This is a genomic window from Janthinobacterium sp. EB271-G4-3-2, assembly GCF_020858035.1.
Lineage (GTDB): Bacteria > Pseudomonadota > Gammaproteobacteria > Burkholderiales > Burkholderiaceae_D > Janthinobacterium > Janthinobacterium aestuarii.
This window is the reverse complement of the sequence record NZ_JACYMG010000002.1, coordinates 96718-120895: the sequence shown is the minus strand read 5'-3', so window position 1 is coordinate 120895 and position 24178 is coordinate 96718. Positions and strand designations below refer to the sequence as shown.

General features: G+C 64.5%; 18 protein-coding genes and 1 tRNA gene. All 19 read left to right on the top strand.

Annotation, left to right across the window (positions count from 1 at the left end; translation table 11 throughout):
• Window positions 1–224 precede the first annotated feature (224 nt).
• Entirely contained in the window at window positions 225–665 is a 441-nt protein-coding gene (locus tag IGS55_RS05505; RefSeq protein WP_230515409.1) for a hypothetical protein, read from the top strand.
• A 286-nt stretch (window positions 666–951) separates the two neighbouring features.
• The gene (locus tag IGS55_RS05500) at window positions 952–2106 is read left to right on the top strand and encodes a hypothetical protein (protein WP_230515408.1); all 1155 of its coding nucleotides are present in this window, start codon (window positions 952–954) and stop codon (window positions 2104–2106) included.
• Window positions 2107–2108: 2 nt separating this feature from the next.
• Entirely contained in the window at window positions 2109–3542 is a 1434-nt protein-coding gene (locus IGS55_RS05495) for a UbiA family prenyltransferase (RefSeq protein WP_230515407.1), read from the top strand.
• A 33-nt stretch (window positions 3543–3575) separates the two neighbouring features.
• Window positions 3576–3923, top strand: coding sequence for an SMR family transporter (locus tag IGS55_RS05490; protein WP_128140202.1), 348 nt, complete (start codon window positions 3576–3578; stop codon window positions 3921–3923).
• Window positions 3924–4067: 144 nt separating this feature from the next.
• Window positions 4068–4826 (top strand): 3-hydroxyacyl-CoA dehydrogenase, encoded by a 759-nt coding sequence (locus IGS55_RS05485; protein ID WP_230515406.1) that lies wholly within the window; start codon window positions 4068–4070, stop codon window positions 4824–4826.
• A gap of 72 nt (window positions 4827–4898) precedes the next feature.
• Window positions 4899–6674 (top strand): gamma-glutamyltransferase, encoded by a 1776-nt coding sequence (gene ggt / locus IGS55_RS05480; RefSeq protein ID WP_230515405.1) that lies wholly within the window; start codon window positions 4899–4901, stop codon window positions 6672–6674.
• Between the two features lie 207 nt (window positions 6675–6881).
• Complete coding sequence (locus IGS55_RS05475) at window positions 6882–8051, top strand: patatin-like phospholipase family protein (RefSeq protein ID WP_092715093.1); 1170 nt, start codon at window positions 6882–6884, stop codon at window positions 8049–8051.
• Between the two features lie 120 nt (window positions 8052–8171).
• The gene (locus tag IGS55_RS05470; protein ID WP_230515404.1) at window positions 8172–12335 is read left to right on the top strand and encodes a hybrid sensor histidine kinase/response regulator; all 4164 of its coding nucleotides are present in this window, start codon (window positions 8172–8174) and stop codon (window positions 12333–12335) included.
• A gap of 86 nt (window positions 12336–12421) precedes the next feature.
• Entirely contained in the window at window positions 12422–13129 is a 708-nt protein-coding gene (locus IGS55_RS05465) for a response regulator (RefSeq protein WP_230515403.1), read from the top strand.
• 93 nt (window positions 13130–13222) lie between these two features.
• On the top strand, window positions 13223–14842 hold the full coding sequence (locus IGS55_RS05460) for an AMP-binding protein (protein ID WP_230515402.1): 1620 nt from the start codon (window positions 13223–13225) through the stop codon (window positions 14840–14842).
• Window positions 14839–17214 carry a bifunctional salicylyl-CoA 5-hydroxylase/oxidoreductase gene (locus tag IGS55_RS05455; RefSeq protein ID WP_230515401.1) on the top strand — a complete coding sequence of 792 codons (2376 nt, stop codon included), beginning with the start codon at window positions 14839–14841 and terminating at the stop codon, window positions 17212–17214. Before IGS55_RS05460 ends, IGS55_RS05455 begins: the two co-directional genes overlap by 4 nt.
• Before the next feature lies 1 nt (window position 17215).
• Window positions 17216–18004 carry an SDR family NAD(P)-dependent oxidoreductase gene (locus tag IGS55_RS05450; protein WP_230515400.1) on the top strand — a complete coding sequence of 263 codons (789 nt, stop codon included), beginning with the start codon at window positions 17216–17218 and terminating at the stop codon, window positions 18002–18004.
• Between the two features lie 13 nt (window positions 18005–18017).
• Entirely contained in the window at window positions 18018–18530 is a 513-nt protein-coding gene (locus IGS55_RS05445; RefSeq protein WP_230515399.1) for a MarR family winged helix-turn-helix transcriptional regulator, read from the top strand.
• A gap of 2 nt (window positions 18531–18532) precedes the next feature.
• Entirely contained in the window at window positions 18533–19387 is an 855-nt protein-coding gene (locus IGS55_RS05440) for an enoyl-CoA hydratase family protein (RefSeq protein ID WP_230515398.1), read from the top strand.
• Between the two features lie 4 nt (window positions 19388–19391).
• A complete protein-coding gene (locus IGS55_RS05435; RefSeq protein ID WP_230515397.1) occupies window positions 19392–20552 on the top strand; it encodes an acyl-CoA dehydrogenase family protein in 1161 nt (386 codons plus the stop codon).
• Window positions 20553–20578: 26 nt separating this feature from the next.
• Entirely contained in the window at window positions 20579–20968 is a 390-nt protein-coding gene (locus IGS55_RS05430; RefSeq protein WP_230515396.1) for a RidA family protein, read from the top strand.
• A 110-nt stretch (window positions 20969–21078) separates the two neighbouring features.
• Window positions 21079–21849, top strand: coding sequence for a PEP_CTERM-anchored TLD domain-containing protein (locus tag IGS55_RS05425; protein ID WP_230515395.1), 771 nt, complete (start codon window positions 21079–21081; stop codon window positions 21847–21849).
• A 167-nt stretch (window positions 21850–22016) separates the two neighbouring features.
• Window positions 22017–22091 (top strand) — tRNA-Arg (locus IGS55_RS05420).
• Window positions 22092–22252: 161 nt separating this feature from the next.
• On the top strand, window positions 22253–24145 hold the full coding sequence (locus IGS55_RS05415) for an ATP-binding cassette domain-containing protein (protein WP_230515394.1): 1893 nt from the start codon (window positions 22253–22255) through the stop codon (window positions 24143–24145).
• Window positions 24146–24178: the final 33 nt, after the last annotated feature.

Below are 24178 nucleotides of genomic sequence, written 5' to 3'. Positions count from 1 at the left end.
GAATGATTGAAAATGCAATAAACTGCGCTCTCATTCTGCTAATGAGAATAAGAATCGTTCTTATTGTAATGCTATCCTGGCAAGAAGGAAAGTGATGAAAGGAAATAAAACGCCGTTGCAGCTTGTGTATGGCAGCTATAAGAGTGAGAAATTGTTACGCTCGCTGGCATCTGACACGGCGTGTGCAAATAATGAAAGTTATGAGACCGATGCTGGGAGGTGACATGAAGACGATGATCAAAACCATACCTGCGCTGACCTGCGCCTTGCTGTTCGCTGGCGGCCATGTCTGGGCGCAGGAGCCGGTGGCGCCGGCCGAGTCCTTGCCTGAGTCTTTGCCCGTGTGCCAGCTCGACCCGCGCGACAGCGGCAAGCTGGCCGTGGAACCATGCCGTCCCGCGCCGCCCGTGCAGCCGCGCCGTTCCGTGGCGCAGGTGATCGGCCGCATGCCGGCACAGGGCGGCGCACCGCCCGCCGTGGCCCTGCCACCACTGCCACCGAGCCCGGCTGTCCCGATGCCTGCCCTGCCACAAGCGATCGGTGCATGCGACCTCGGTGGCTGCCGCGATACGTCGGGCGCACGCTACAACGGCGCTGGCAATGCCACCCTGGACGCCAATGGCCGCATTTGTCACCGCAACGGTGCATTTGTGCAATGTTTCTGATCCGCGTCTAGCGCCAGCGCACATTTACCTGCCAAGGTCATGCGCAAGCCAGGCTTGCGTGGAGGCGCGCCTTGCCGCGTGCCGGAATCAGATTTCGCTGCATTTATTTCATTGTTTATTTATATATATCATGAGACAATAAAAATGCATATTTTATAATTTTTATTCCATTGTCAATTCCCCGCTACCTTACATGAACCTTGCTCGTCTTCGCCTGCAGCTCGTGCTGTTCTCCTGTGGTGCTCTTGCCTTGTTTGCCTGGGGTTTCCTGGCGGGGGGCACGTTGGTGACGGAGGCCTATCAGGGGCGCTCCTGGTCGTTCCTGAACCAGATGCTGGCGCATGCTGACAGGCACCCGCTGGGCTTTTATATCGCCAAGCTGCAGGCCATCCTCAGCCTGTGCCTGATCCTGTGGGGCAGTTTTACCCTGACGGCCGCGCTGGTTCTATACCGCTTGCGGCGCCCGGTCGCCGCAGGCAGCGACTGGCTCGACCATGCGATGTTTATCGTGTATGCGGCCGTGTTCGGCTACATCCTCATGCATTTCGGCGTGCAACGCAGCTGGTACGTGATCGACAAGATCATGGCCTACCAGGGCACGCCGCCGTTCCAGCACCGCGTGATGTTCATTTTCCCGGCACAGGTGCTGCAATACGCGATGCCGCAGCTGAACGCCATCCAGAGTTTCCTCTGGTCGCAGGTGCTGGCCGTGGTGCTGATGCTGTGGTCGGTCCGCCGCTTTGCCACCCTGTTCATCCGCCGCGACCTGGCCTTCATCGGGCAGTTTATCGTGCTGTGCATGTGGGCGCCGACCCTCAATTACTACACCTTCTACGATATCGGCATCATCTTCGTGTATTCCTTCTGCCTGTATCACCTGATGCGCCGCGAGCTGGTGCCGTACATGGCGATGCTGGTGGCAGGCACGTTCAACCATGAAATCACGCTGTTCCTGATTGTCGTCAGCGCCGTGATGTTTCTCGGTCGCATGAGCTTGCGCTCGCTTGCCGCCTTCCTGGCGCTGCAGCTGGCTTTGTACGCGATGGTCCGCATGCTGATGTTTTCGCTGTTGCCGGCCCATCAGGCATGGGAGGGCGACAAGCTGGCCTTCAACTTGCACCTGCTGCTGCACGACACGCGCGGCCTCGTCTACAGCCTGGCGCCTTTGCTGCTGTGGTATGCGCTGGCCGCGACCGGCTGGCGCCACGCACCGTCCTTTTTGCGCCGCAGCACCTTGATCCTGCCATGTCTGGTCGCCATGACGGCGCTGGTGGGACAGTTCAACGAGGCGCGCCAGTTCGATGCCTTCATTCCTGTCGCCATGGCACTGATGCTGTGCTCCTTGAGCGCCCGCCTGGGTGCGCTGGGCGCGCCCTTGCCGGTCAACGAGGACAGCGTCTGGATTTCCCACCGTTTTCTGAAAATGTCGTCCGAAAGATAAACATGGCTGAATACATGATGCGCGAGCCGGCGGCCGTGCCGCTGGTAGTTGACCTCGACGGAACCCTGATCCACTCGGATCTGCTATGGGAGTCGATCCTGATCTTCATCAAGCTGCGCTTTCTGCAGCTGTGGCGCCTGCCGTTCTGGCTCTTGCGGGGCAAGGCCGGCTTCAAGGAAAAAATCGCTTCCATGGTCGAGCTCGACCCTGCAGCCTTGCCCTACGACAAGGTCTTGCTGGCCGAACTGGTGCTGCAGCGGGCGCAGGGCCGTTTGATCGTGCTGGCGACCGGTTCGCAGCGCTGTTTCGCCGACTTGGTCGCCGCCCACCTGGGTTTGTTCGGCAAGGTGTTGGCGACCGAGGGCGGCGTCAACCTGACGTCGCACAACAAGGCGGCGCAGCTGAAAGATGCGTTCGGCAACAAGGGGTTTGACTATATCGGCAATGCCAGCGTCGATATTGCGGTCTGGAATGCGAGCAATGGCGCGTTTTCCGTCACGCGCAAGCCATTCCGCCTGGCCGACGGCTTGAGCACGCGTTCGGCCGGCACCCCACGCACGGGCTGGTGGGGGCCCCTGCTCAAGGCGATGCGGCCGCGCCAATGGCTGAAAAACCTGCTGGTGTTCGTGCCCATGCTGGCTGGCCATGCGCTGAATGTAGATGCCTTCCTGCAGGCGCTGGTGGCCTTTGCCGCTTTTTCCCTGTGCGCGTCGAGCGCCTACCTGCTCAACGATGCGCTGGATGCGGCTGACGACCGGCGCCACCCCGTCAAGTGCCACCGGCCGATCGCCTCGGGCAAGCTGCCGCTGCACGTGGCCATGCTGACCAGTCCGCTGCTGGCCATCGCGGCGCTTTCCATTTGCGCCGCGTTCGACCCCCTGCTGTTGCTGGTGGTCGTGGTGTATTTCATCACGACCCTGGCCTATTCAATCCAGCTCAAGCGCATGCTGATGGTCGACATCGTCACTTTGGCCATCCTGTACACCCTGCGTATTCTGGGCGGCAGCGCGGCCACGCATATTGAACCGTCTTTCTGGCTGCTGGCGTTTTCCTTCTTTATTTTCCTCAGCCTCGCCTTGCTCAAGCGTTACAGCGAGCTGTTCAATCTTGAGCGCCAGGGCAAGGAAAAGACAAGCGGGCGCAACTATACGACGGCGGACAAGGCGCCGATCGGCATCATGGGCGTCAACAGCGGCTTTATTTCGCTGCTGGTGTTCATGCTGTACTTCAATTCCGAAAACGTGCTGGTGCTGTACACGCGGCCGTATTTCCTGCTGGGCATCGTGCCGCTGCTGGTATTCTGGCTGGGACGGCTGTGGACCTTGTCGTTCCGCGGCGAAGTCAATGAAGATCCGGTCTTGTATGTGAGCAAGGATGCCATCAGTTTATGCATCATTGCCGCCAGCATGCTGCTGGCCGTCGGCGCCAGCCTGTAGACTGGCGCTCCCTTACCCGAACCGAGACCGACCATGAATTCAGTGCACGCAGGCTATCTGTGGTGCGCGCTGGCTGCTATTGCCAGCGCGGCCGCCACGTTTCTGATCAAAATGTCCAGCCAGCATAGTAGCGGCCTGAGCCTGGTACGCCTGCTGTGGCTGGGCGGCGCCGGCGGCGCCTATGCGCTGGGATTTGTCTGCTATGCGGTGGCGCTGGAGAAATTGCAGATGAGCCTGGCCTACCCCGTGATGACGGCCATTACCATGCTGCTGGTGGCGTTGCTCGGCGGTATCGCACTGCAGGAAACCCTGAGCCTGTCCAAGATCGCCGGCGTCGTGCTGATTACGGCCGGCGCCTTCGTCCTGTCGCGCCCGGCCTGAGCTGGCGGCCCCCAATTTTGATCTGCCTGGCAAAAATGGCTACAATTGTCGCTGACATTACGTTTACGTAAACGTAACTATGGCATCATGTGACACGCAACCATCAGGCGCCAGAAACACGGCCCTTATCACTCAGGAGATTTCATGCAGATTCAAGACAATGTATTCATCATCACGGGCGGCGCATCGGGCCTGGGCGCGGCCACGGCGCGCATGCTGACGGCGGCCGGCGGCAAGGTCGTGCTGGCCGACGTGCAGACGGAGGCGGGCCAGGCGCTGGCCGCTGAACTGAATGGCGTGTTCGTGCAGTGCGACGTGACGTCGGAAGAAGACGGCATGGCCGTGGTGGCGGCGGCCACCAAGCTGGGCACCTTGCGCGGCCTCGTCAACTGCGCCGGCGTGGCGCCGGCGGTGAAAACCGTGGGCAAGGATGGCCCGCATCCGCTGGCCCTGTTCCAGAAAGTCGTCAACATCAACCTGGTGGGCACCTTCAATATGTGCCGCCTGGCGGCCGACGCCATGGCCAAGCAGGATGCCACCGTTGAAGGCGAGCGCGGCATCATCATCAACACGGCGTCCGTGGCGGCCTATGACGGCCAGATCGGCCAGGCGGCTTACGCGTCGTCGAAGGCGGCCGTGGTGGGACTGACCTTGCCGATGGCGCGCGACCTGTCGCGCAACGGCATCCGCGTGATGACGGTGGCGCCCGGCATTTTCGAAACGCCGATGCTGCTGGGCATGCCGGCCGAAGTGCAGGATGCGCTGGGCAAGATGGTGCCGTTCCCATCGCGCCTGGGCAAGCCCGGCGAATACGCGCAGCTGGTGAAAGCCATCGTGGAGAACGTCATGCTCAATGGCGAAACCATCCGTTTAGACGGCGCCATCCGCATGCAGCCGAAGTAAGCCCTCGGCGAGGGTGCAGCGCCGTGGCCGGCATTTGAGGTAGCATACCCGGGTATCTTTACCGGAGTAAGCATGATCACATTGAAGCCGCTGGCGCTGAGCCTGACCTTGCTGGGAGCACTCGCTGCCAGTCCCGTATTTGCCGAGGCGCCGCAAAAGGCGCCGGAAGTCGCCACCGCGTATGCGGAAAAATCGGGTTGGGCGGCGCAGAAATTCATGGTCGCCGCCGCCAATCCGCTGGCTGCCGATGCGGGCTACCAGATGCTGAAAAAGGGCGGCAGCGCCATCGACGCGGCCATCGCCACGCAGCTGGTACTGACCCTGGTCGAGCCGCAATCGTCGGGCATCGGCGGCGGCGCCTTTTTGCTGTATTCCACGGCCAAGGGCGTGCAGGCGTTCGACGGGCGCGAAACGGCGCCGGCCGCCGCCGATGAACACCTGTTCCAGAATGCGGACGGCAGCCCCGTCTCGCGCGCCACGGGCGTGGTGGGCGGGCGTTCCGTGGGCGCGCCGGGCGTGCTGCGCATGCTGGAACTGGCGCACAAGGAACACGGCAAGCTGCCGTGGGCGACCCTGTTCGGCCCCGCCATCAAGCTGGCGCACGGCGGCTTTCCCGTCAGCCAGCGCCTCAACGGCTTGCTGAACTGGGACCAGGCCTTGAAGCGCGATCCTGTCGCCGCCGCGTATTTCTATGACAAAGAGGGCAAGGCCTGGCCCGTCGGCCACGTGCTGAAGAATCCGGAACTGGCGCGCACTCTGCGCGAGATCGCCCGTGGCGGCGCCGACGCCTTTTACAACGGCCGCATCGCGCGCGACATCGCCGCCAAGGTGGCGTCGCATCCGACCAATCCGGGCAAGCTGACGGCGACCGACATCGCCGGCTACAAGGCCAAGGTGCGCGAGCCCGTCTGCAGCGATTACAAGGCCTGGACCGTGTGCGGCATGCCGCCGCCATCGTCGGGCGGCATCGCCATCGCGCAGATGCTGGGCATCCTGGAGGTCAAAGACATCCGGCCGTATGCGCCCGTCGACGGCGTGCTCGATGCGCAAGCGATCCACCTGTTCTCGGAAGCGGGGCGTCTGGCCTACGCGGACCGCAACCGCTACGTGGCCGACACGGACTTCGTGCCGCTGCCCGGCAATGGCGTCGCTTCCATGCTCGATAAAACCTATCTGGCGCAGCGCGCCTCCTTGATCGGCGACAAATCCATGGGCAAAGCCAAACCCGGCACGCCGCCCGGCATGCAGGTGGCGTGGGGCATGGACAACGCCCTGCAGCGCCCGTCGACGTCGCATCTGGTGGCCGTCGACGCTTTTGGCGGCGGTCTGTCGATGACCACCAGCGTGGAAGACGCGTTCGGTTCGCGCCAGATGGTCGACGGCTTTTTGCTGAATAACCAGCTGACGGATTTCTCGTTCGATTCGCGCGATGCGGACGGCCCGATCGCCAACCGGGTCGAAGCGGGCAAGCGTCCGCGCAGCGCCATGTCGCCCACCCTCGTGTTCGAAAAGGGCACGCACAAGCTGGTGCTGGCGACGGGTTCGCCCGGCGGCTCGTCCATCATCAATTATGTCGCCAAGGTCCTGGTCGGCACCATGGACTGGGGCTTGAACGTGCAGCAGGCGATCAGCCTGCCGAACTTCGGCAGCCGCAACGGCCCGACGGAACTGGAAAAGGAGCGCGCGCCGGCAGCCCAAGTCGAGGCGCTGCAGGCGATGGGCCATGAGGTGCGCGTCATCGAACAGAATTCCGGCTTGCAGGGCATCATGCGCCTGAATGCGCATGGCAAGGATTTCTGGTTTGGGGGAGCTGATCCACGGCGTGAAGGCATGGTTCGGGGCGATTAGGGGGCACCGGACCAAACCTACTGCGCGTCGGTATAGGCGGCCTGCGATGCTCACCGTACTAGAGTACGGTTGCGCTTCTTAGCCACCTCTCCCTTCCGCTCGCTACGGTTTTGTCCGGCGCCGTGCTGCCAACAATATACCTGCAGGAACTGGCGTCTACCTTCCAAACTTTTCCACAAAGCATCCAGACCCTGCTAATCTGCCGGCATGGGAATGCAAAATAAAACAGGCTTGATACTCACGGGAGGGGGCGCCCGTGCCGCCTACCAGGTGGGCGTGCTGCAGGCGATTTCGGCGATACTGTGGGAAGCGGGCTGGGCGCCGGCGCGCAACCCCTTCGACATCATCTGCGGCACCTCGGCCGGCGCCATCAACGCCACGGCGCTGGCCTGCCGTGCCGATAATTTCGGCGAAGGCGTGCAAAAGCTGCTCGACGTGTGGCAGCACATCGAAGTCGAGCAAGTGTACCGGGCCGATTCGCTGGGCGTGATCCGCTCGGGCGCGCGCTGGCTGTCCTTGCTGTCGTTCGGCTGGCTGCTGCGCCAGTGGCATGCGTCGCCGCCCAGTTCCCTGCTCGACAATACCCCGCTGGTCAGCCTGCTGCACCGCATGCTTGACCTGCCGCGCCTGGACGCGGCCCTGGCCGACGGCTTGCTGCATGCGCTGGCCGTGACGGCGTCGTCGTATTCGGGCAGCCGCCACATGACGTTTTACCAGACGGCCGAGGATATCGCGCCGTGGGTGCGCACGCAGCGCCTGGCCCTGCCGGACCAGATCGGCGTGGAGCATTTGCTGGCCTCGGCCGCCATCCCCTTCATCTTCCCCGCCGTGCCCCTGTACGTGGGCGGCCAGCGCGAATACTGCGGCGACGGGTCCATGCGCCAGCTGGCACCGATCTCGCCGGCCATTCACTTGGGCGCCAATAAAGTGCTGGTGGTGGGGGCGGGACGCATGACGGAACCGGCGCCCGCCGCGTCCGAAGCGGCGCGCTACCCGAGCCTGGCGCAGATCGCCGGCCACGCGCTGTCGTCGATTTTTCTCGACGGCCTGGCCGTCGACATCGAGCGCCTGAACCGCATCAACCTGACCCTGTCGATGCTGCCGCCGGAGTTGCTGGGCAAGACGGCGCTGAAACCGGTGGAATTGCTGGTCATCGCGCCGTCCGAACGGCTCGACGCCATCGCCAGCCGGCATATCGGCAGTTTGCCGCGTCCCATCCGCACCATGTTGTCGGGCATCGGCGCGGCCGAAGCGCGGGGCGCGGCGCTGGCATCGTATTTATTGTTCGAATCGACGTATACTAACGAGCTGATCCGTCTTGGACAGCGCGATACGCAGGCCCGCAAGGACGATGTACTGGCGTTTTTTGGTTCTTGAGACGGCCCTTGGAGCGGCGTGCGGGTTTTTCGCGTTTTTTTTGACAGGACGATTGTGCGGGTATTTCGACGTGTTTGCGATGTTGCCTTACTGTTAATTCTACTGATGGCAGGTCCCGCCATGGCGGGGCCTGCGCCCACCCTGCGTTTCGACCAGCTCAGCGTCGACCAGGGCCTGGCGCAGGAATCGGTACTGGCCATCGCCCAGGACCGGCAAGGCTATATGTGGTTCGGCAGCCAGTCCGGCCTGAGCCGTTACGACGGCTACCGCATGGTCGTCTACAAGAATATCGAGGGCGACAAGACCAGCCTGGCCGATAACTGGGTCGGCGAGCTGCATGTCGATAGCCAGGGCCAGCTGTGGGTGGGCACGGACAATGGCCTGGACCGCTTCGACGCCGCCAGCCAGACCTTCATCCATTACGGCCCGGCAGAAAAGAGCAAGCGCGGCAACGGCAACCGGCATATCCACGCCATTCTCGACGATGGCGCGCGCGGCTTCTGGATCGCCACCTCGGACGGCTTGCAGCATTTCGATCCCGCCACGGGCCGCTTCCGCACCTGGCACCATGAAGAGGGCAACCCGCACAGCCTGGGCGACAATGAAATCAAGGCGCTGGCGCTGGATGCGCAACAGCGCCTGTGGATAGGCACGGTCACGGGCCTGGACATGCTGGCGCCGGGCAGCGAGCGCTTCGAGCATTTCGCCGTCGATGCGACGCCCGGCTCGAAGTACAACGTGATCCAGTCGCTGCTGATCGACCGCCAGCAAAACCTGTGGATCGGCACCATGGCCGGCGCCGAGCGCTGGCGCCTGGGCGCCGCCGGCCAGCCGCCGCAATCGAGAGTGCGCTTTGGCGAGAAACATGGCTTTTCCGCCATCCGCGTGGCCAGCCTGTACCAGGATGTCGACGCCACCGTCTGGCTGGGCAGCAATGCCGATGGCCTGTTCCGCTGGCTGCCCGAGAGCGACACCTTCCTGCAGTACCGGCACCAGACGGGCGACAAGTTCAGCGTGGCCGACAACCAGCTGTCATCGTTGTACCGCGACCGCGCCGGCACCTTCTGGGTTGGCTCCTGGTACAACGGCGTGAGCCGGGTAGACCTGGGCAGCGGCGGCTTTACGCGCATGGCGCGCGCGCCCGGCGACGTGGGCGCGCTGGCGGACAAGAAAGTGCGCGCCGTGGCCGATGCGGGCGACGGCAGGCTGTGGCTGGCCACCAAGGGCGGCCTGAAACTGTACGACACGCGCGACGGCAGCTCGCGCCTGTTCGACCTGCGCAGCGCGCCCGGCATGTCGCGCGACGAGCAGGTCACGACCCTGTACAAGGCGCCGGACGGCGTGCTGTGGGTGGGCGGCTCGACGGGCTTGCACCGCTTCGATCCGGCTTTGGGGCGTTTCTTCACCATGCGCTTTGCCGCCGGCGACCCGAACAGCGACACCATCCGCAATATCGTCAGCGACCGCAGCGGCATGCTGTGGGTCTCGACGCGGGGCGGCGTGCACCGCTTCGATCCCGTCAGCCGCCGTTTTACCACGTACCGCCACGACCCGGCCGACCCGAACAGCCTGTCCGACAACATGGTGCGGCCCGTGCTGGAAGACGGCAAGGGGCGGCTGTGGATAGGTTCCTTCCACGGCCTGGACTTGCTGGACCGCGCCAGCGGCCGCTTCCGCCATTTCCGCCACGACCCGCAAAACCCGCAGAGCCTGAGCCACGACGAAGTGCATTTCCTGCACGAGGACAAGCGCGGCGTGCTGTGGGTGGGCACGGCCAATGGCTTGAACCGCATGGACGTCGATGCGAAAGGAGAGATCCGCTTCCGGCGCTTCCTGCGCAAGGACGGCATGGCCGACGATGCCGTCGCCAGCATCCTCGGCGACGACAACGAGCAGCTGTGGCTGAGCACGAATAGCGGCATCACGCGGCTCGACATGCGCAGCGGCCTGTTTCGCAACTACGACAGCGCCGACGGCACGGTGGAAGGTTCGTACTTCGATGGCGCGGCCCTGCGCGCGTCGGACGGCACCATGTATTTCGGCGGCTTCAACGGCATGACGGCGTTCATGCCGCAGGATATCCACGACAACCGCGTGCCGCCGCTGGTGGCCGTCACGGAACTGCAGATATTCAACAAGCCGGTGGCCATCGGCCGCGGCGAGTTCGCGCATGTGCTCAAGACGGCCATCGACCATACGCGCGAGCTGGTGCTGACCAGCCGCGAAAGCGTCTTTTCGCTGGAATTCGCGGCCCTGCATTTCGCCGCGCCCCAGCGCAATATGTTCGCCTACCGGCTTGAAGGCTTCGACCAGGACTGGGTCATGACGGATGCGGGCCGGCGCTTTGCCACCTACACCAACCTCGATGCGGGCAACTATGTGTTTCGCGTCAAGGCGGCCAACAAGGACGGCGTGTGGAACGAGAGCGGCGCCACGCTGGCCATCACGATTTTGCCGCCGTTCTGGAAAACCTGGTGGTTCCGCACCCTGATGGCGGCGCTGCTGCTGGGCGCCGTGTATGGCGCCTACCGCCAGCGCGTGCGCGCGCTGCGGCGCCAGCAGAACGAACTGGAAAAACTGGTCGGCGAACGCACGGCCGAGTTGCAGAGCAAGGAAATCGAAGTGCTGGCCCAGTCGGAAAAGCTGGCGCAAGTCAACAGCAGCCTGACGAAAAACGAGGAAAGCCTGCGCCAGGCCAAGCGCAAGGCCGAAGATGCGACGCGCCAGAAATCGGAATTTCTGGCCAACATGAGCCACGAGATGCGCACGCCGCTGGCCGGCGTGATCGGCATGCTGGGCTTTGCCCTGCGCGACGAGCAGCTGCACGACGCCACGCGCGAGCAGATCCTGCGCGGCCAGGCCAATGCCCAGTCGCTGCTGGTGATCATCAACGACTTGCTCGACTTTTCCAAGATCGAAGCGGGCAAGCTGAGTATCGAAAACATCGACTTCGCGCTCGGCGCGGCGATCGAGACGGTCGTCACCCTGTTCGAAGAGCAGGCGGCCGCGCGCAGCATCGGCTTCTCCATCGATTTCGCGCCCGACCTGCCGCCCTTCGTGGTGGGCGACCCGACCCGCTTGCGCCAGGTGCTGGTCAACCTGGTCGGCAATGCCTTCAAGTTCACCCAGCGCGGCGGCGTCAGCGTGTGCGTCGAGCGGGCCGGCGTGGCCAGCGGCAGGGGCGGGCGCCGTGTCAACCTGATCCGCTTTACCGTCAGCGACAGTGGCATCGGCATCGATGCGGACGCGATGGCGCGCCTGTTCCAGAAGTTCGAGCAGGCCGACGCCAGCACCACGCGGCGCTACGGCGGCACGGGCCTGGGCCTGGCCATCTGCCGCCAGCTGGTCGAACTGATGGATGGCGAGATCGAAGTGGCCAGCACGCCGGGGCAGGGCAGCACGTTTGCCTTCACCCTGCCGCTGGCCGATGGCGTGGCGCCGCCGCTGGTGCCGCAGGTGGCGCTGGCGCCGCACAGCCACCAGCTGCGCGTGCTGTGCGCGGAAGATTTCCCCACCAACCAGATCATCATCCGCGTGATGCTCGAGGAACTGGGACACCGGGTCGACGTCGTCGCCAACGGCGTGCTGGCCGTGGCGGCCTGCGTGCATACGCGCTACGACCTGATCCTGATGGACGGGCGCATGCCGGAGATGGATGGCGCCACGGCGACGCGCTTGATCCGCGTGGGCGGCTGGCCGGACCAGCCCGTGCGCGACCAGGAACTGATGATCGTGGCCCTGACGGCGAACGCCAGCGAAGAGGACCGCAGCCGCTATCTGGGCGTCGGCATGGATGATTTCCTCAGCAAACCGGTGGACGAGGCGGCGCTGCATGGCTTGCTGGCGCGCGCCATCGAGCGCCAGCTGCAGCGCGGTTTCATGTTGCCGCGCATGCCGTCGAACGCGCCGCGCGGCGCCGCGCGGGGGCAGGCCGAACTCGATGCCTTGTTCGGCATCGCGCCGGCAGTTCCTGTTCCGGCGCCTGCCCAGTCGATCCGCAGCGGCGAGCTGCAACGGCGCATCCGCGTCGCCTTCGTCGCCGACCTGGAAGGGCGCTTGCGCGAACTCGACGACGCCCTGGCGGCGCAGGACCGCGATAACGCCGGGCGCCTGCTGCACGGCTTGAAGGGCAGCGCCGCCTATCTCGATGAAACGCAGCTGCACATGCTGTGCACGGAAATGGAAGAGGCGGCGGATGGCGGGCGCTGGACGCAGGTGGCCCTGCATTTGCCGCAATTGCGCGCACTGTTGGCGCAAATAGCCGTTTCGGGTCAAGAAATGTAAAATAGGCAATGCCGGCCATCGGGCGCGCGGCGAAACTGGGTAGAATACGGCCAGGCACCTTGACGCTGCCGCCAATGGAGAAAGCAATGAAAGTACTGGTGGTTGACGATGATGTCGTGTCGCGCATGGTATTGATGCATTTGATCGACAGCTGCGGCGTGCACGATATCGTGGAAGCCGAAGATGGCGCGGCGGCGTGGGAGCAGCTTGAAGGCGGCTTGCGTCCTTCGCTGTGCTTTTGCGACTTGCGCATGCCGCGCCTGTCCGGCATGGAGCTGCTGCAGAAAATCCGCTCCGACAGCGCGCTCGACGCCATGCCGCTGGTGCTCGTTTCGTCGGCGAATGACCAGGACACGGTGCGCGACGCCGTGCAGGCCGGCGCCGCCGGCTACATCGTGAAACCCTTCCAGCCGGAGCAGGTGCGCCAGCATATCGACGCCTGCTTCGACGTCTCCGCCTTGCCGGCCGAGGCGCCGCGCGACACCTTGCAGCGGCTGGGCATCGACGGCGAACGCCTGCTGGCCTATCTGACGGGCTTCCAGGGGCAGATCGGCGCCGCCAGCGAACAGGTCGACGCCTTGCTGGCGCGCGGCGAACCGGCCCAGGCGCGCCAGCAGCTGGAACGGCTGCACCTCGGTTGCCGCACCTTGGGACTGCATGGGGCGGAAGCGGGCATGAGCGCGCTGCTGCAATCGGCCGTGCTCGACGGCGACCAGATACAGGCGGCCCTGGCCGCGCTGGCGCGCAGCGCGGCGCAGCAGGCTCACGCTCTGCGCCAGGACGGCGCCGACTGAATCCGCTGTTTTCTGCTTGCCGGAAAAATACTTTAGGTTTAAAGTATCTGCTTCCGGGCCTTGTGCACGCGCCCGCCACCAGCCAGGATGAGCATGAGCAGCGACCCTTCGCCTACCACCGCATCTCCCCAGGACGACTTTGCGCGCGCGCACCTGCCGCCGCGCGCACTCTGGCCGCAGCTGTGCCTTGATTTGCCCGAGCTCCAGTATCCGGCGCGCCTCAATTGCGTCGCCGCGCTGCTCGATGCGGCCGTGGCCAACGGCGGCGGCGAGCGCACCGCCATCCTGGCCGACGGCCAGCGCTGGAGCTACGCCGAGCTGGCGCGGCAAGTCGACCGCATCGGCCACGTGCTGCGCGCCGACCTGGGCCTGATCCCCGGCAACCGCGTGCTGCTGCGCGGCGCGAATACTCCCATGATGGCCGCCTGCCTGCTGGCCGTGCTGAAAGCCGGCTGCATCGCCGTGCCCACCATGCCGTTGCTGCGCGCGCGCGAACTGTCCACCATCCTGACCAAAGCGCAAGTCAATGCCGTGCTGTGCGCGCAGGGCTTGCGTGCGGAACTCGATGGCGTGCCCGGCTTGCCGGCCATGCTGTGCTTTGGCGCTGTTGACACGGAACTGGAGCAGCGCATGGCGGCCCACGATGCGCCGTTTGCCGCCTGCGACACGGCCGCCGACGACGTCTGCCTGATCAGCTTTACCTCGGGCACGACGGGCATCCCCAAAGGCACCATGCACATGCACCGCGACCTGCTGGCCATCTGCGACTGCTTCCCCCGCTCCATGCTGCAGGTGCGCGCCGGCGACATTTTCATCGGCACGCCGCCGCTGGCGTTCACCTTCGGCCTGGGCGGCTTGCTGCTGTTTCCCCTGCGCTTTGGCGCGGCCACCGTGCTGCTGGAAAAACTCACGCCCGACGGCCTGCTGCGCGCCATCGGCGCCTATCAAGCCACGATCTGCTTCACGGCGCCCACCTTTTACCGTCAGATGGCGCCCCTGGCGGCCAGCCACGACTTGCGCAGCCTGCGCTTGTCCGTGTCGGCCGGCGAAGCGCTGCCGCTGGCCACGCGCGACGCGTGGCAGGCGGCGACGGGACTGGCCATGACGGACGGCATCGGCGCCACTGAAATGCTGCACATCTTCATTTCCGCCACGGGCGAGGGCATCCGCCGCGGCGCCATCGGCAAGGCCATTCCCGGCTACCAGGCATGCATCGTCGATGACGCCGGCGTGCCGCAGCCGCCCGGCGTGACGGGCCGCCTGGCCGTGAAAGGCCCCACCGGTTGCCGCTACCTGTCCGACCCGCGCCAGCGCGATTACGTGCGGAATGGCTGGAACCTGACGGGCGACACCTTCGAGATGGATGCGGACGGCTATTTTTATTACCGCTCGCGCAGCGACGACATGATCGTCTCGGCCGGCTACAACATCGCCGGCCCGGAAGTGGAAGAGGCGCTGCTGCGCCACCCGGCCGTGGCCGAATGCGGCGTGGTCGGGCGCGCCGATGCCGAGCGCGGCCAGATCGTCGAGGCGCACGTGGTGCTCAAGGATGGTTTCCAGCCCGGCGATGTCCTTGCAGCCGAACTGCAGGACTTCGTGCGCCGGCAGATCGCTCCCTATAAATATCCGCGCGCCATCCGCTTCCTGCCTTCCCTGCCGCGCACGGAAACGGGCAAGCTGCAGCGCTTCAAACTTCGCACGGACACCCCATGAATATTGTCTGCATCGGCGGCGGTCCCGCCGGCCTGTATTTCAGCCTGCTCATGAAAAAGCAGAACCCGGACCACCGCATCACCGTCATCGAGCGCAACCGCCCGTACGACACGTTTGGCTGGGGCGTCGTGTTTTCCGACCAGACCCTGGGCAACCTGGCCAACGCGGACGAGCCGACTGCGCGCGCCATCCTGCAGGCGTTCAACCACTGGGACGATATCGAGATCCGCTTCAAGGGCGAAACCGTGCGCTCGGGCGGCCATGGCTTTTGCGGCATCGGCCGCAAGCGCCTGCTCAACATCCTGCAGGCGCGCTGCGAGGAGCTTGGCGTGCAGCTGGTGTTCGAGACGGAAGTGCGGGACGACCAGGCCATCGCGAAGCAGTACGGCGCCGACCTGGTGATCGCCAGCGATGGCTTGAACAGCCGCATCCGCACGCGCTATGCGGCCAGCTACCAGCCCGAGATCGACCAGCGCCATTGCCGCTTCGTCTGGCTGGGCACGCGCAAGAAATTCGAGGCCTTTACATTTGCCTTCCGCCAGACGCCGCACGGCTGGTTCCAGGCGCATATCTATCAATACGATGGCGACACTTCCACCTTCATCGTCGAAACGCCCGAACACGTGTGGCGCGCCGCGGGCCTGGATGCCATGAGCCAGGAAGAGGGCATCGCCTTTTGCGCAGCGCTGTTTGCCGAGGAACTCGATGGCCACGGTTTGCTGAGCAATTCACCGCATTTGCGCGGCTCGGCGCAGTGGATCACCTTCCCCCGTATCGTCTGCCGGCAATGGGTGCACCGGCAGGATGGCGTGCCCGTCGTGCTGATGGGCGACGCGGCCCACACGGCCCATTACTCGATCGGCTCCGGCACCAAGCTGGCGCTGGAAGACGCGATCGAGCTGGCGCGCTGCTTCGGCCAGCATGACGGTACCGCTGCCGCGCTGGCCGCCTATCAGCAGCTGCGCGCCATCGAGGTGCTGAAAATCCAGAGCGCGGCGCGCAATTCCATGGAGTGGTTTGAAAACGTCGAGCGCTACAGCGGCATGGAAGCGCCGCAGTTCGCCTATTCCATGCTCACGCGCAGCCAGCGCATCTCGCATGAAAACCTGCGCCTGCGCGACCCTGCCTACGTGGCTGATTATGAACAGTGGCTGGCGCGGCGGGCGGGCGAGCAGGCCGGCGTGGACATGCTGGATCAGGCCTTGCCGCCCATGCTGACGCCTTTCCGGCTGCGCGGCGTGCTGCTGAAAAACCGCATCGCCGTCTCGCCCATGGCGCAATACAGCGCCGTCGATGGCGTGGCGGGCGACTACCATTTGATGCACCTGGGCGCGCGCGCCATGGGCGGCGCTGGCCTCGTGTTTGCCGAGATGACGTGCGTGTCGGCGGACGCGCGCATCACGCCCGCCTGTCCCGGCATGTACAGCGAAGCGCACACGCAGGCGTGGCGGCGCATCGTCGATTTCGTGCATGCGAACAGCGATGCGAAGATCGCCCTGCAACTCGGGCACGCGGGGCCGAAAGGCTCGACGCGGGCCATGTGGGACGGCATCGACCTGCCTTTGACAGAGGATAACTGGCCGCTGCTGGCGGCCTCGGAACAGCAATACCTGGCCGGTGTGTCGCAGGTGGCGCGCGCGGCCACGGAAAGCGACCTGGCGCGCATCGAGCAGGACTTCGTGCGCGCCACCCTGGCCGCGGCCGTCGCCGGTTTCGACTGGATCGAGCTGCATTGCGCGCACGGCTACCTGCTGTCGAGTTTTATCTCGCCGCTGACCAACCGCCGCACGGATGAATATGGCGGCAGCCTGGAAAACCGCTGCCGCTATCCGCTGCGCGTGTTCCGCGCCATGCGCGCGGCCTGGCCGCAGGATAAACCGATGAGCGTGCGCATCTCGGCCCATGACTGGGTCGAAGGCGGCATCACGCCCGATGACGCGGTGCGCATCGCGCGCCTGTTCAAGCAGGCGGGCGCCGACCTGATCGACTGTTCCTCGGGCCAGGTGAGCAAGCTCGAACAACCCGTGTACGGACGCATGTTCCAGGCGCCGTTCGCCGACCGCGTGCGCAATGAGGCGGGTATCGCCAGCATGGCCGTCGGCTCGATCTTCGAAGCCGACCACGCCAACAGCATCATCGCCGCCGGGCGCGCCGACCTGTGCGCCGTGGGCCGGCCGCACCTGACCAACCCGGCCTGGACCTTGACGGAAATGGCGCGCATCGGCTACAGCGGCGCCGGTGCTGCATGGCCAAAACAGTACCGGCCGGGCCAGCAGCAGCTGGAACGCAATCTGCAGCGCGAACGCCAGCTGGCCGCCGCCAATACGGGCCTCACCCCGCAACAGGTGGCCGCGCGGCTGCTGGAAGGATGACATGAGCAAGGAACAACTCGATGGCAAGCACGCGCTGGTGACGGGCGCCGGCAGCGGCATTGGTCTCGCTTGCGCGGGCGCCTTGCTGGACGCGGGCGCCAAGGTCACTCTGGCCGGGCGCGATGGCGCGCGGCTGGCGCGCGCGCGCATGCAGCTGGAAGAGGCGGGCCACGCGGGCAGGGTGGCGATCTGCGTGCTCGACGTGGCCGTGGAAGCGTCCGTGCAGGCAGGGTTTGCGCAGGCGGCCGCGCATTTCGGTCGCGTCGACATTTTGATCAATAACGCGGGCCAGGCGCATGCGGCGCCTTTCGGCAAGACGGATGCCGCCATCTGGCAGCAGATGCTGGCCGTGAACCTGACGGGCGTGTACCACTGCTGCCATGCGGCCATGCCGGCCATGCTGGAAGCGGGCTGGGGGCGCATCGTCAACGTGGCGTCGACGGCCGGCCTGAAGGGCTACCGTTACGTCAGCGCCTATGTCGCCGCCAAGCACGGCGTGATCGGCCTGACGCGCGCGCTGGCGCTGGAAGTGGCGCCGCGCGGCGTCACCGTCAACGCCGTCTGCCCCGGCTACACGGAAACGGAGATGGTGGGGCAAGCCGTGCAGAACATCGTGCGCAAGACGGGGCGCGGCGAAGACGCGGCGCGCGCGGAACTGGCGGCGTCCAATCCGCAGCAGCGGCTGGTGCAGCCGCAGGAAGTGGCCGATGCGGTGGCGTGGCTATGCCTGCCCGCGTCGGCCGCCATGAATGGACAATCGATCGCCGTCGCCGGCGGCGAAGTCATGTAACTGAATGAAGACCATGGATAAAGAACCCGAAAATTTGCACGACGAACCCGTGCTGGACCTGGCCAGCCGGCTGACGCAGGACCACCACCAGTCGCTGAAATTGTGGCTGCGCATGCTCTCGTGCACGGTCAAGATTGAAAACGAGGTGCGCACGCGCTTGCGCGCCACCTTCGGCATCACCTTGCCCCGCTTCGACTTGATGGCGCAGCTCGAACGCTTTCCCGACGGTTTGCGCATGGGAGAACTGTCCAAGCGCATGATGGTCACGGGCGGCAATATCACGGGCATCACTGACCAGCTGGAGCAGGAAAAACTCGTGGTGCGCGTGGTCGATCCGAAGGACCGCCGCTCGTACAGCGTCAAGCTGACGCCGGCGGGCCGGCGCGCCTTCGACGAGATGGCGCGCGTGCACGAAGGCTGGATCGCCGAACTGCTGCACGGCGTGACGCCCGATGACAAAACCCAGTTGATCGACCTGCTGTCGCACATGAAGCGGCAGCTGAATGACACCTCAATAAAGGACTGACCATGCGCCATTTACCCGGCCAGCCGCAAGACCTGCCAGGCAACCGCGCCAGCCTGGCCCGTTACGCCGCGCGGCATTTTCTGTTTTCCGTCGACGCAGGCGTCGCCACCTTGACCTTGCACCGCCCCGAGCGCAAGAATCCGCTCACTTTTGACTCGTATGCGGAATTGCGCGAGCTGTTTCGCGCGCTGGCGCATGCGGACGACGTCAAGGCCGTCGTTATCACGGGCAGCGGCGGCAATTTCTGCTCGGGCGGCGACGTGCACGACATCATCGGCCCGCTGACGAAGCTCGACATGCCCGGCCTGCTGGCATTTACCCGCATGACGGGCGACGTGGTGAAAGCCATGCGCGCCTGCCCGCAGCCCATCATCGCCGCCATCGACGGCATATGCGCGGGCGCCGGCGCCATGCTGGCGCTGGCTTCCGATATCCGCATCGGTACGGCGCGCAGCAAGACGGCCTTCTTGTTTACCCGCGTGGGCCTGGCCGGCTGCGACATGGGCGCCTGCGCCTTGCTGCCGCGCGTGATCGGTCAGGGCCGCACCGCCGAGCTGCTGTACACGGGACGCTCCCTGGCCGGCGCCGAGGCGGAGCGCTGGGGCTGGCTCAACCGCCTCGTCGAACCGGAAGAATTGGCAGAGGCGGCGCAGCTGTTCGCCGCCGGCCTGGCCAGCGGCCCCACGTTCGCGCACGGCATGACGAAAAAAATGCTGCAGCAGGAGTGGAACATGGGCGTCGATGAAGCGATCGAGGCGGAAGCGCAGGCGCAGGCCATTTGCATGGCCACCAACGATTTCCACCGCGCCTATCACGCCTTCGTGGCGAAGGAAAAACCGCAGTTCGAGGGCGATTGAGAAGATGAACAATACACGCGACACCACTTACCTGGAATGGCCGTTTTTCGAAGCGCATCATGCACAGCTTGAGTCCGAACTCGACGCGTGGGCGGCGCAGCACCTGGGCGATGCGCATGGCGCCGATGTCGATGCGGCCTGCCGCGCGCTGGTGGCGCAACTGGGGCAGGGCGGCTGGCTTGCGCATGCCACGGGCACCGATGGCAAGATCGACACGCGCGCCATTTGCCTGATGCGCGAAACCCTGGCGCGCCACGATGGCCTGGCCGATTTCGCCTTTGCCATGCAGGGACTCGGTTCGGGCGCCATCGGCCTGTTCGGCAGCATGGACAGCAAGGCGCGCTATTTGCCGGACGTGGCCAGCGGCAAGCGCATCGCGGCCTTTGCCCTGTCCGAGCCGCAGGCCGGCTCCGACGTGGCAGCCATGGCGTGCGCGGCGCGCCGCGACGGCGACGAGTATGTGCTCGACGGCGAAAAGACGTGGATTTCGAACGGCGGCATCGCCGACTTTTACGTGGTGTTCGCCCGCACGGGCGAGGCGCCCGGTGCGCGCGGCATCAGCGCCTTCATCGTCGACGCCGACAATCCCGGGCTGGAAATCGCCGAACGCATCGCCGTGATCGCGCCGCATCCGCTGGCGCGCCTGCGTTTTGCCAATTGCCGCGTGCCCGTGTCGCAGCGTTTGGGCGAAGCGGGGCAGGGCTTCAAGGTGGCCATGGCGACACTCGACGTGTTCCGCACGTCGGTGGCCGCCGCCGCCCTGGGCTTTGCGCGGCGCGCGTTCGACGAAGCGCTGCGCCACGCGACGGCACGCCAGATGTTCGGCCAGACTCTGGCGGACTTCCAGTTGACGCAGGCGAAACTGGCGCAGATGGCCACCGGCATCGATGCGGCCGCGCTGCTGACCTACCGCGCCGCCTGGCAGCGCGACCAGGGCCGCAAGGTGACGAAGGAAGCGGCCATGGCCAAGCTGACGGCCACGGAAACGGCGCAGCAGGTGATCGACGCGGCCGTGCAGCTGTTCGGCGGCATGGGCGTCGTCAGCGGGCATCCGGTCGAGCGCCTGTACCGCGAAATCCGCGCTTTGCGCATCTACGAGGGCGCCAGCGAAGTACAGCAATTGATCATCGCGCGCGAATTGCTGCGCGAGGCGGCGGACGCATGAGTGACATGAATAACGAGGAAAACAATATGCAGGTTTTACAACCACCGGGATGGGCCAGGCCGCGCGGCTATGCGAATGGTATCGCCGCCAGCGGACGCACGGTGCATGTCAGCGGCATGATAGGCTGGGATGCGCAGGGTCAATTCCATACTGACGACTTCGCGGGACAGGTGCGCCAGGCGCTGCAAAACGTCGTCGCCGTGCTGGCCGAGGCGGGCGCCTTGCCCGAACACATCGTGCGCATGAACTGGTATGTACTGGACAAGAAGGAATATGTGGCGGCATATCCACAAATTGGCGTTGCCTACAGGGAAATCATCGGCAAGCATTTTCCGGCCATGACGGCCGTGCAGGTGGCGGGGCTGATCGAGGACAGAGCGAAGGTCGAGATCGAGGTGACGGCGGTAATGCCGTGACGATGAAAATAGTTGCAATAAAGTAAATTGAAATTTCTTCGCAGTGATATAAAAAAGCCATCTTTCATGTTATATTCGCCATCCAGAGCGTTTATATGGTGGGGTGTCGCATGAAGCAGGAAAAAAACGGAAGTGGGAGCATGGTGGCCCGGCCCTTGGGCAAGCTGCTATTGGCGGCTTGCGGCCTGTGCCTGTATCTGGGCGGCACGACGGCGGCGTCGGCCGGCGGCGTGTCGCTGCTGACGCCAGGCTACCAGGCGACGCTGGAATCCTGGCTGGGCGAAGGGCGCCTGGCGCTGACGAACATCTACAGCAAGGCGGCGGGCGATACTTCGGCCGATTTCCACAAGGCATCCGACGGCAAGGGACGCACCTTTTCCGTGATGGAAGCGACGAACGCCCAGGGACAAACCTGGCTGATCGGTGGCTACAACCCGCAAAGCTGGAATTCCTCGGAAAACTTCCACCAGACCCCAGGCGATGCCGAGCGCACGGGTTTCCTCTTCAATCTGACCAGCGGTGCCCTGCACCGGCAGATGCTGAGCGTGGAAAACAGCGAGTCGATGGGTTCCTACCAGACCTATAACGCGGCCAATACGGGTCCCACGTTCGGCCTGGGCCACGACCTGTACGTGCCGGAAGACCTGACGCACAACGGTTATTCATGGCTGTACAGCTATAGCGCCGACCCGACGCAGCCGCAGCAACGCCTGAGCTTGCTTGACGGCAGCGTCTACGTGACACCCGACATCACCTATGGCGCCATCCAGATCTTTACTATCAGCGCCGTGCCGGAACCTGCCACCTATGGCCTGCTGCTGGCCGGGCTAGGCGTGCTGGTCGTGGTGCGGCGCGGCAGGCGTCCGGCCAGCCTGGCCTGAACGTTCCAGCGCGGACAGCTTGCCCTGCGCGGCGAAAAAGCCTGGCCCGGTCGCGGCAGGGCCGGCCCTGACGGCTTGTCCTCGGGCAAACGATGCGGGCTGAACGGGATTCGCCGCTTGCCACGCTGTCAATGGCGTGCGCTTGTCTGTATAATGCCGCTGCGCGTGTCGCCATCGTACAATGGATAGTACAAGGTCCTCCTAAGACTTAAATGCAGGTTCGATTCCTGCTGGCGACACCACATTCCCACGCAACGCGCGCCGGTGGCCTGAGTTCATGCTGGCCGCAATGTACTGGTGGTGCCGAGTTGTCGGTACAATGCGTGCTTCATTCATCCAATCGGCAGCTGTTTGGCGCACCACGCGGTGTGCAGGGAACGGCGCCCGAACACCTTTACTCATTATGGCTGTCATTTCTCTTTCATCGGCGCAACTTGCGTTCGGTCACGTCGCGCTGCTCGATCACGCGGAATTTTCACTGGAAACCTCGGAACGGGTCGGCTTGATCGGCCGCAACGGCACGGGTAAATCGTCGCTGTTGAAGGTCATTTCGGGCAAGTTCAAGCTCGATGATGGCTTGTTGGTGATGCAACAAGGTATCAAGATCGCTTATGTTGAGCAGGAACCGCAATTCGATCCTGAGATGTCCGTGTTCGACGCCGTCGCTTCCGGCATGGGCGAATCGCAGGCGTGGCTGAAGGAATACGATGCGCTGACGGGACAGTTTGGCCAGGGCAATGACGACGAACTGATGGAACGCATGCACGACATCCAGGTCAAACTCGATGCGGCCGATGCGTGGAGCTTGCCGAACAAGGTGGAAACCGTACTCGACCGTTTGAACCTGACGGGCGACATGCTGATGAAAACCCTGTCCGGCGGGATGCAAAAGCGCGTGGCCCTGGCGCGCGCGCTGGTCTCGGCGCCGGACGTGCTGCTGCTCGATGAGCCGACCAACCATCTGGACTTCAGCTCCATCCTGTGGCTGGAAGGCTTGTTGCGCGATTTCAAGGGTAGCGTGCTGTTCATTACCCATGACCGCTCCTTCCTCGACAACGTCGCCACGCGCATCATCGAACTCGACCGCGGCCGTTTGCTGTCGTACCCGGGCAACTTCACGGCTTACCAGACCCGCAAGGCGGAGCAGCTGGAAATCGAGGAAGTGGAAAACGCCAAGTTCGACAAGTTCCTGGCGCAGGAAGAAGTGTGGATACGCAAGGGCGTCAAGGCCCGCCGCGTGCGTGACGAAGGTCGCGTGCGCCGCCTGGAAGCGCTGCGCCTGACGCGCAATGCGCGCCGCGAACAGCAGGGACAAGTCAAGCTGGACGTATCTGCCGGCGAACGCTCGGGCAAGATCGTGGCGGACCTGGAAAACGTCTCGAAGATCTATGGCGACAAGGTCATCGTCAAGGATTTCAGCGCCACCATCCTGCGCGGCGACAAGGTCGGCCTGATCGGCGCCAACGGCGCCGGCAAGACCACCTTGCTGAAAATGATCCTCGGTCAGGAAGAGTCGGACACGGGCAGCATCCGCCTCGGCACCAAGCTGCAAGTGGCGTATTTCGACCAGATGCGCACGCAGCTGAACGAAGAAGCGAACCTGATGGAAACCATCGCGCCGGGCAGCGACTGGGTCGAGATCAATGGCCAGCGCCGCCACGTGATGACCTACCTGAACGATTTCCTGTTCGCACCGGAACGCGCCCGTTCGCCCGTCAAGTCGCTGTCCGGTGGCGAGCGCAACCGTTTGCTGCTGGCGCGCCTGTTCGCCAAGCCGGCCAACGTGCTGGTGCTCGATGAGCCGACCAATGACTTGGATATCGATACCCTGGAATTGCTGGAAGAGTTGCTGGAAGAATACACCGGCACCGTCTTCCTCGTCAGCCATGACCGCACCTTCCTCGACAACGTGGTCACGCAAGTGATCGTCGCCGAAGGCGAGGGCAAGTGGCGCGAATTTGTCGGCGGCTACACGGACTGGGAGCGCGTGCGCACCTTGCCGATCGCCACGGCGCCCGCCAGCAAGCCGGCCGTGAAGGTCGAAGCCGCCGCCCCTGTTGCCAAGCAGAAAAAGCTCAGTTACAAGGAGCAGCGCGAACTGGAAGAGTTGCCGAAACTGATCGCCAAGCTGGAAGACGAGCAGTCGGTGCTGGCCGCCGAACTGTCGCATCCGGACTTCTACAAGAAAACGCCAGCCGAAGGCAAGCGTCTGAACGCGCGCGTGGCCGAGATCGAAGGCGAACTACTGGAAGCGTTGGAAAAGTGGGAGCAGATCGAGGCGCGCAGCAATGCCTGATTAGTTTCTTGCATTCTCTGTTGTAATTTAAGT

Excerpts from the sequence above, each read along its gene's own strand:
- IGS55_RS05505 (WP_230515409.1), top strand. The coding sequence starts at position 225 with ATGAAGACGATGATCAAAACCATACCTGCGCTGACCTGCGCCTTGCTG.
- IGS55_RS05495 (WP_230515407.1), top strand. The coding sequence starts at position 2,109 with ATGGCTGAATACATGATGCGCGAGCCGGCGGCCGTGCCGCTGGTAGTT.
- IGS55_RS05490 (WP_128140202.1), top strand. The coding sequence starts at position 3,576 with ATGAATTCAGTGCACGCAGGCTATCTGTGGTGCGCGCTGGCTGCTATT.
- IGS55_RS05485 (WP_230515406.1), top strand. The coding sequence starts at position 4,068 with ATGCAGATTCAAGACAATGTATTCATCATCACGGGCGGCGCATCGGGC.
- ggt (WP_230515405.1), top strand. The coding sequence starts at position 4,899 with ATGATCACATTGAAGCCGCTGGCGCTGAGCCTGACCTTGCTGGGAGCA.
- IGS55_RS05475 (WP_092715093.1), top strand. The coding sequence starts at position 6,882 with ATGGGAATGCAAAATAAAACAGGCTTGATACTCACGGGAGGGGGCGCC.
- IGS55_RS05470 (WP_230515404.1), top strand. The coding sequence starts at position 8,172 with ATGGCGGGGCCTGCGCCCACCCTGCGTTTCGACCAGCTCAGCGTCGAC.
- IGS55_RS05465 (WP_230515403.1), top strand. The coding sequence starts at position 12,422 with ATGAAAGTACTGGTGGTTGACGATGATGTCGTGTCGCGCATGGTATTG.
- IGS55_RS05460 (WP_230515402.1), top strand. The coding sequence starts at position 13,223 with ATGAGCAGCGACCCTTCGCCTACCACCGCATCTCCCCAGGACGACTTT.
- IGS55_RS05455 (WP_230515401.1), top strand. The coding sequence starts at position 14,839 with ATGAATATTGTCTGCATCGGCGGCGGTCCCGCCGGCCTGTATTTCAGC.
- IGS55_RS05450 (WP_230515400.1), top strand. The coding sequence starts at position 17,216 with ATGAGCAAGGAACAACTCGATGGCAAGCACGCGCTGGTGACGGGCGCC.
- IGS55_RS05445 (WP_230515399.1), top strand. The coding sequence starts at position 18,018 with ATGGATAAAGAACCCGAAAATTTGCACGACGAACCCGTGCTGGACCTG.
- IGS55_RS05440 (WP_230515398.1), top strand. The coding sequence starts at position 18,533 with ATGCGCCATTTACCCGGCCAGCCGCAAGACCTGCCAGGCAACCGCGCC.
- IGS55_RS05435 (WP_230515397.1), top strand. The coding sequence starts at position 19,392 with ATGAACAATACACGCGACACCACTTACCTGGAATGGCCGTTTTTCGAA.
- IGS55_RS05430 (WP_230515396.1), top strand. The coding sequence starts at position 20,579 with ATGCAGGTTTTACAACCACCGGGATGGGCCAGGCCGCGCGGCTATGCG.
- IGS55_RS05425 (WP_230515395.1), top strand. The coding sequence starts at position 21,079 with ATGAAGCAGGAAAAAAACGGAAGTGGGAGCATGGTGGCCCGGCCCTTG.
- IGS55_RS05415 (WP_230515394.1), top strand. The coding sequence starts at position 22,253 with ATGGCTGTCATTTCTCTTTCATCGGCGCAACTTGCGTTCGGTCACGTC.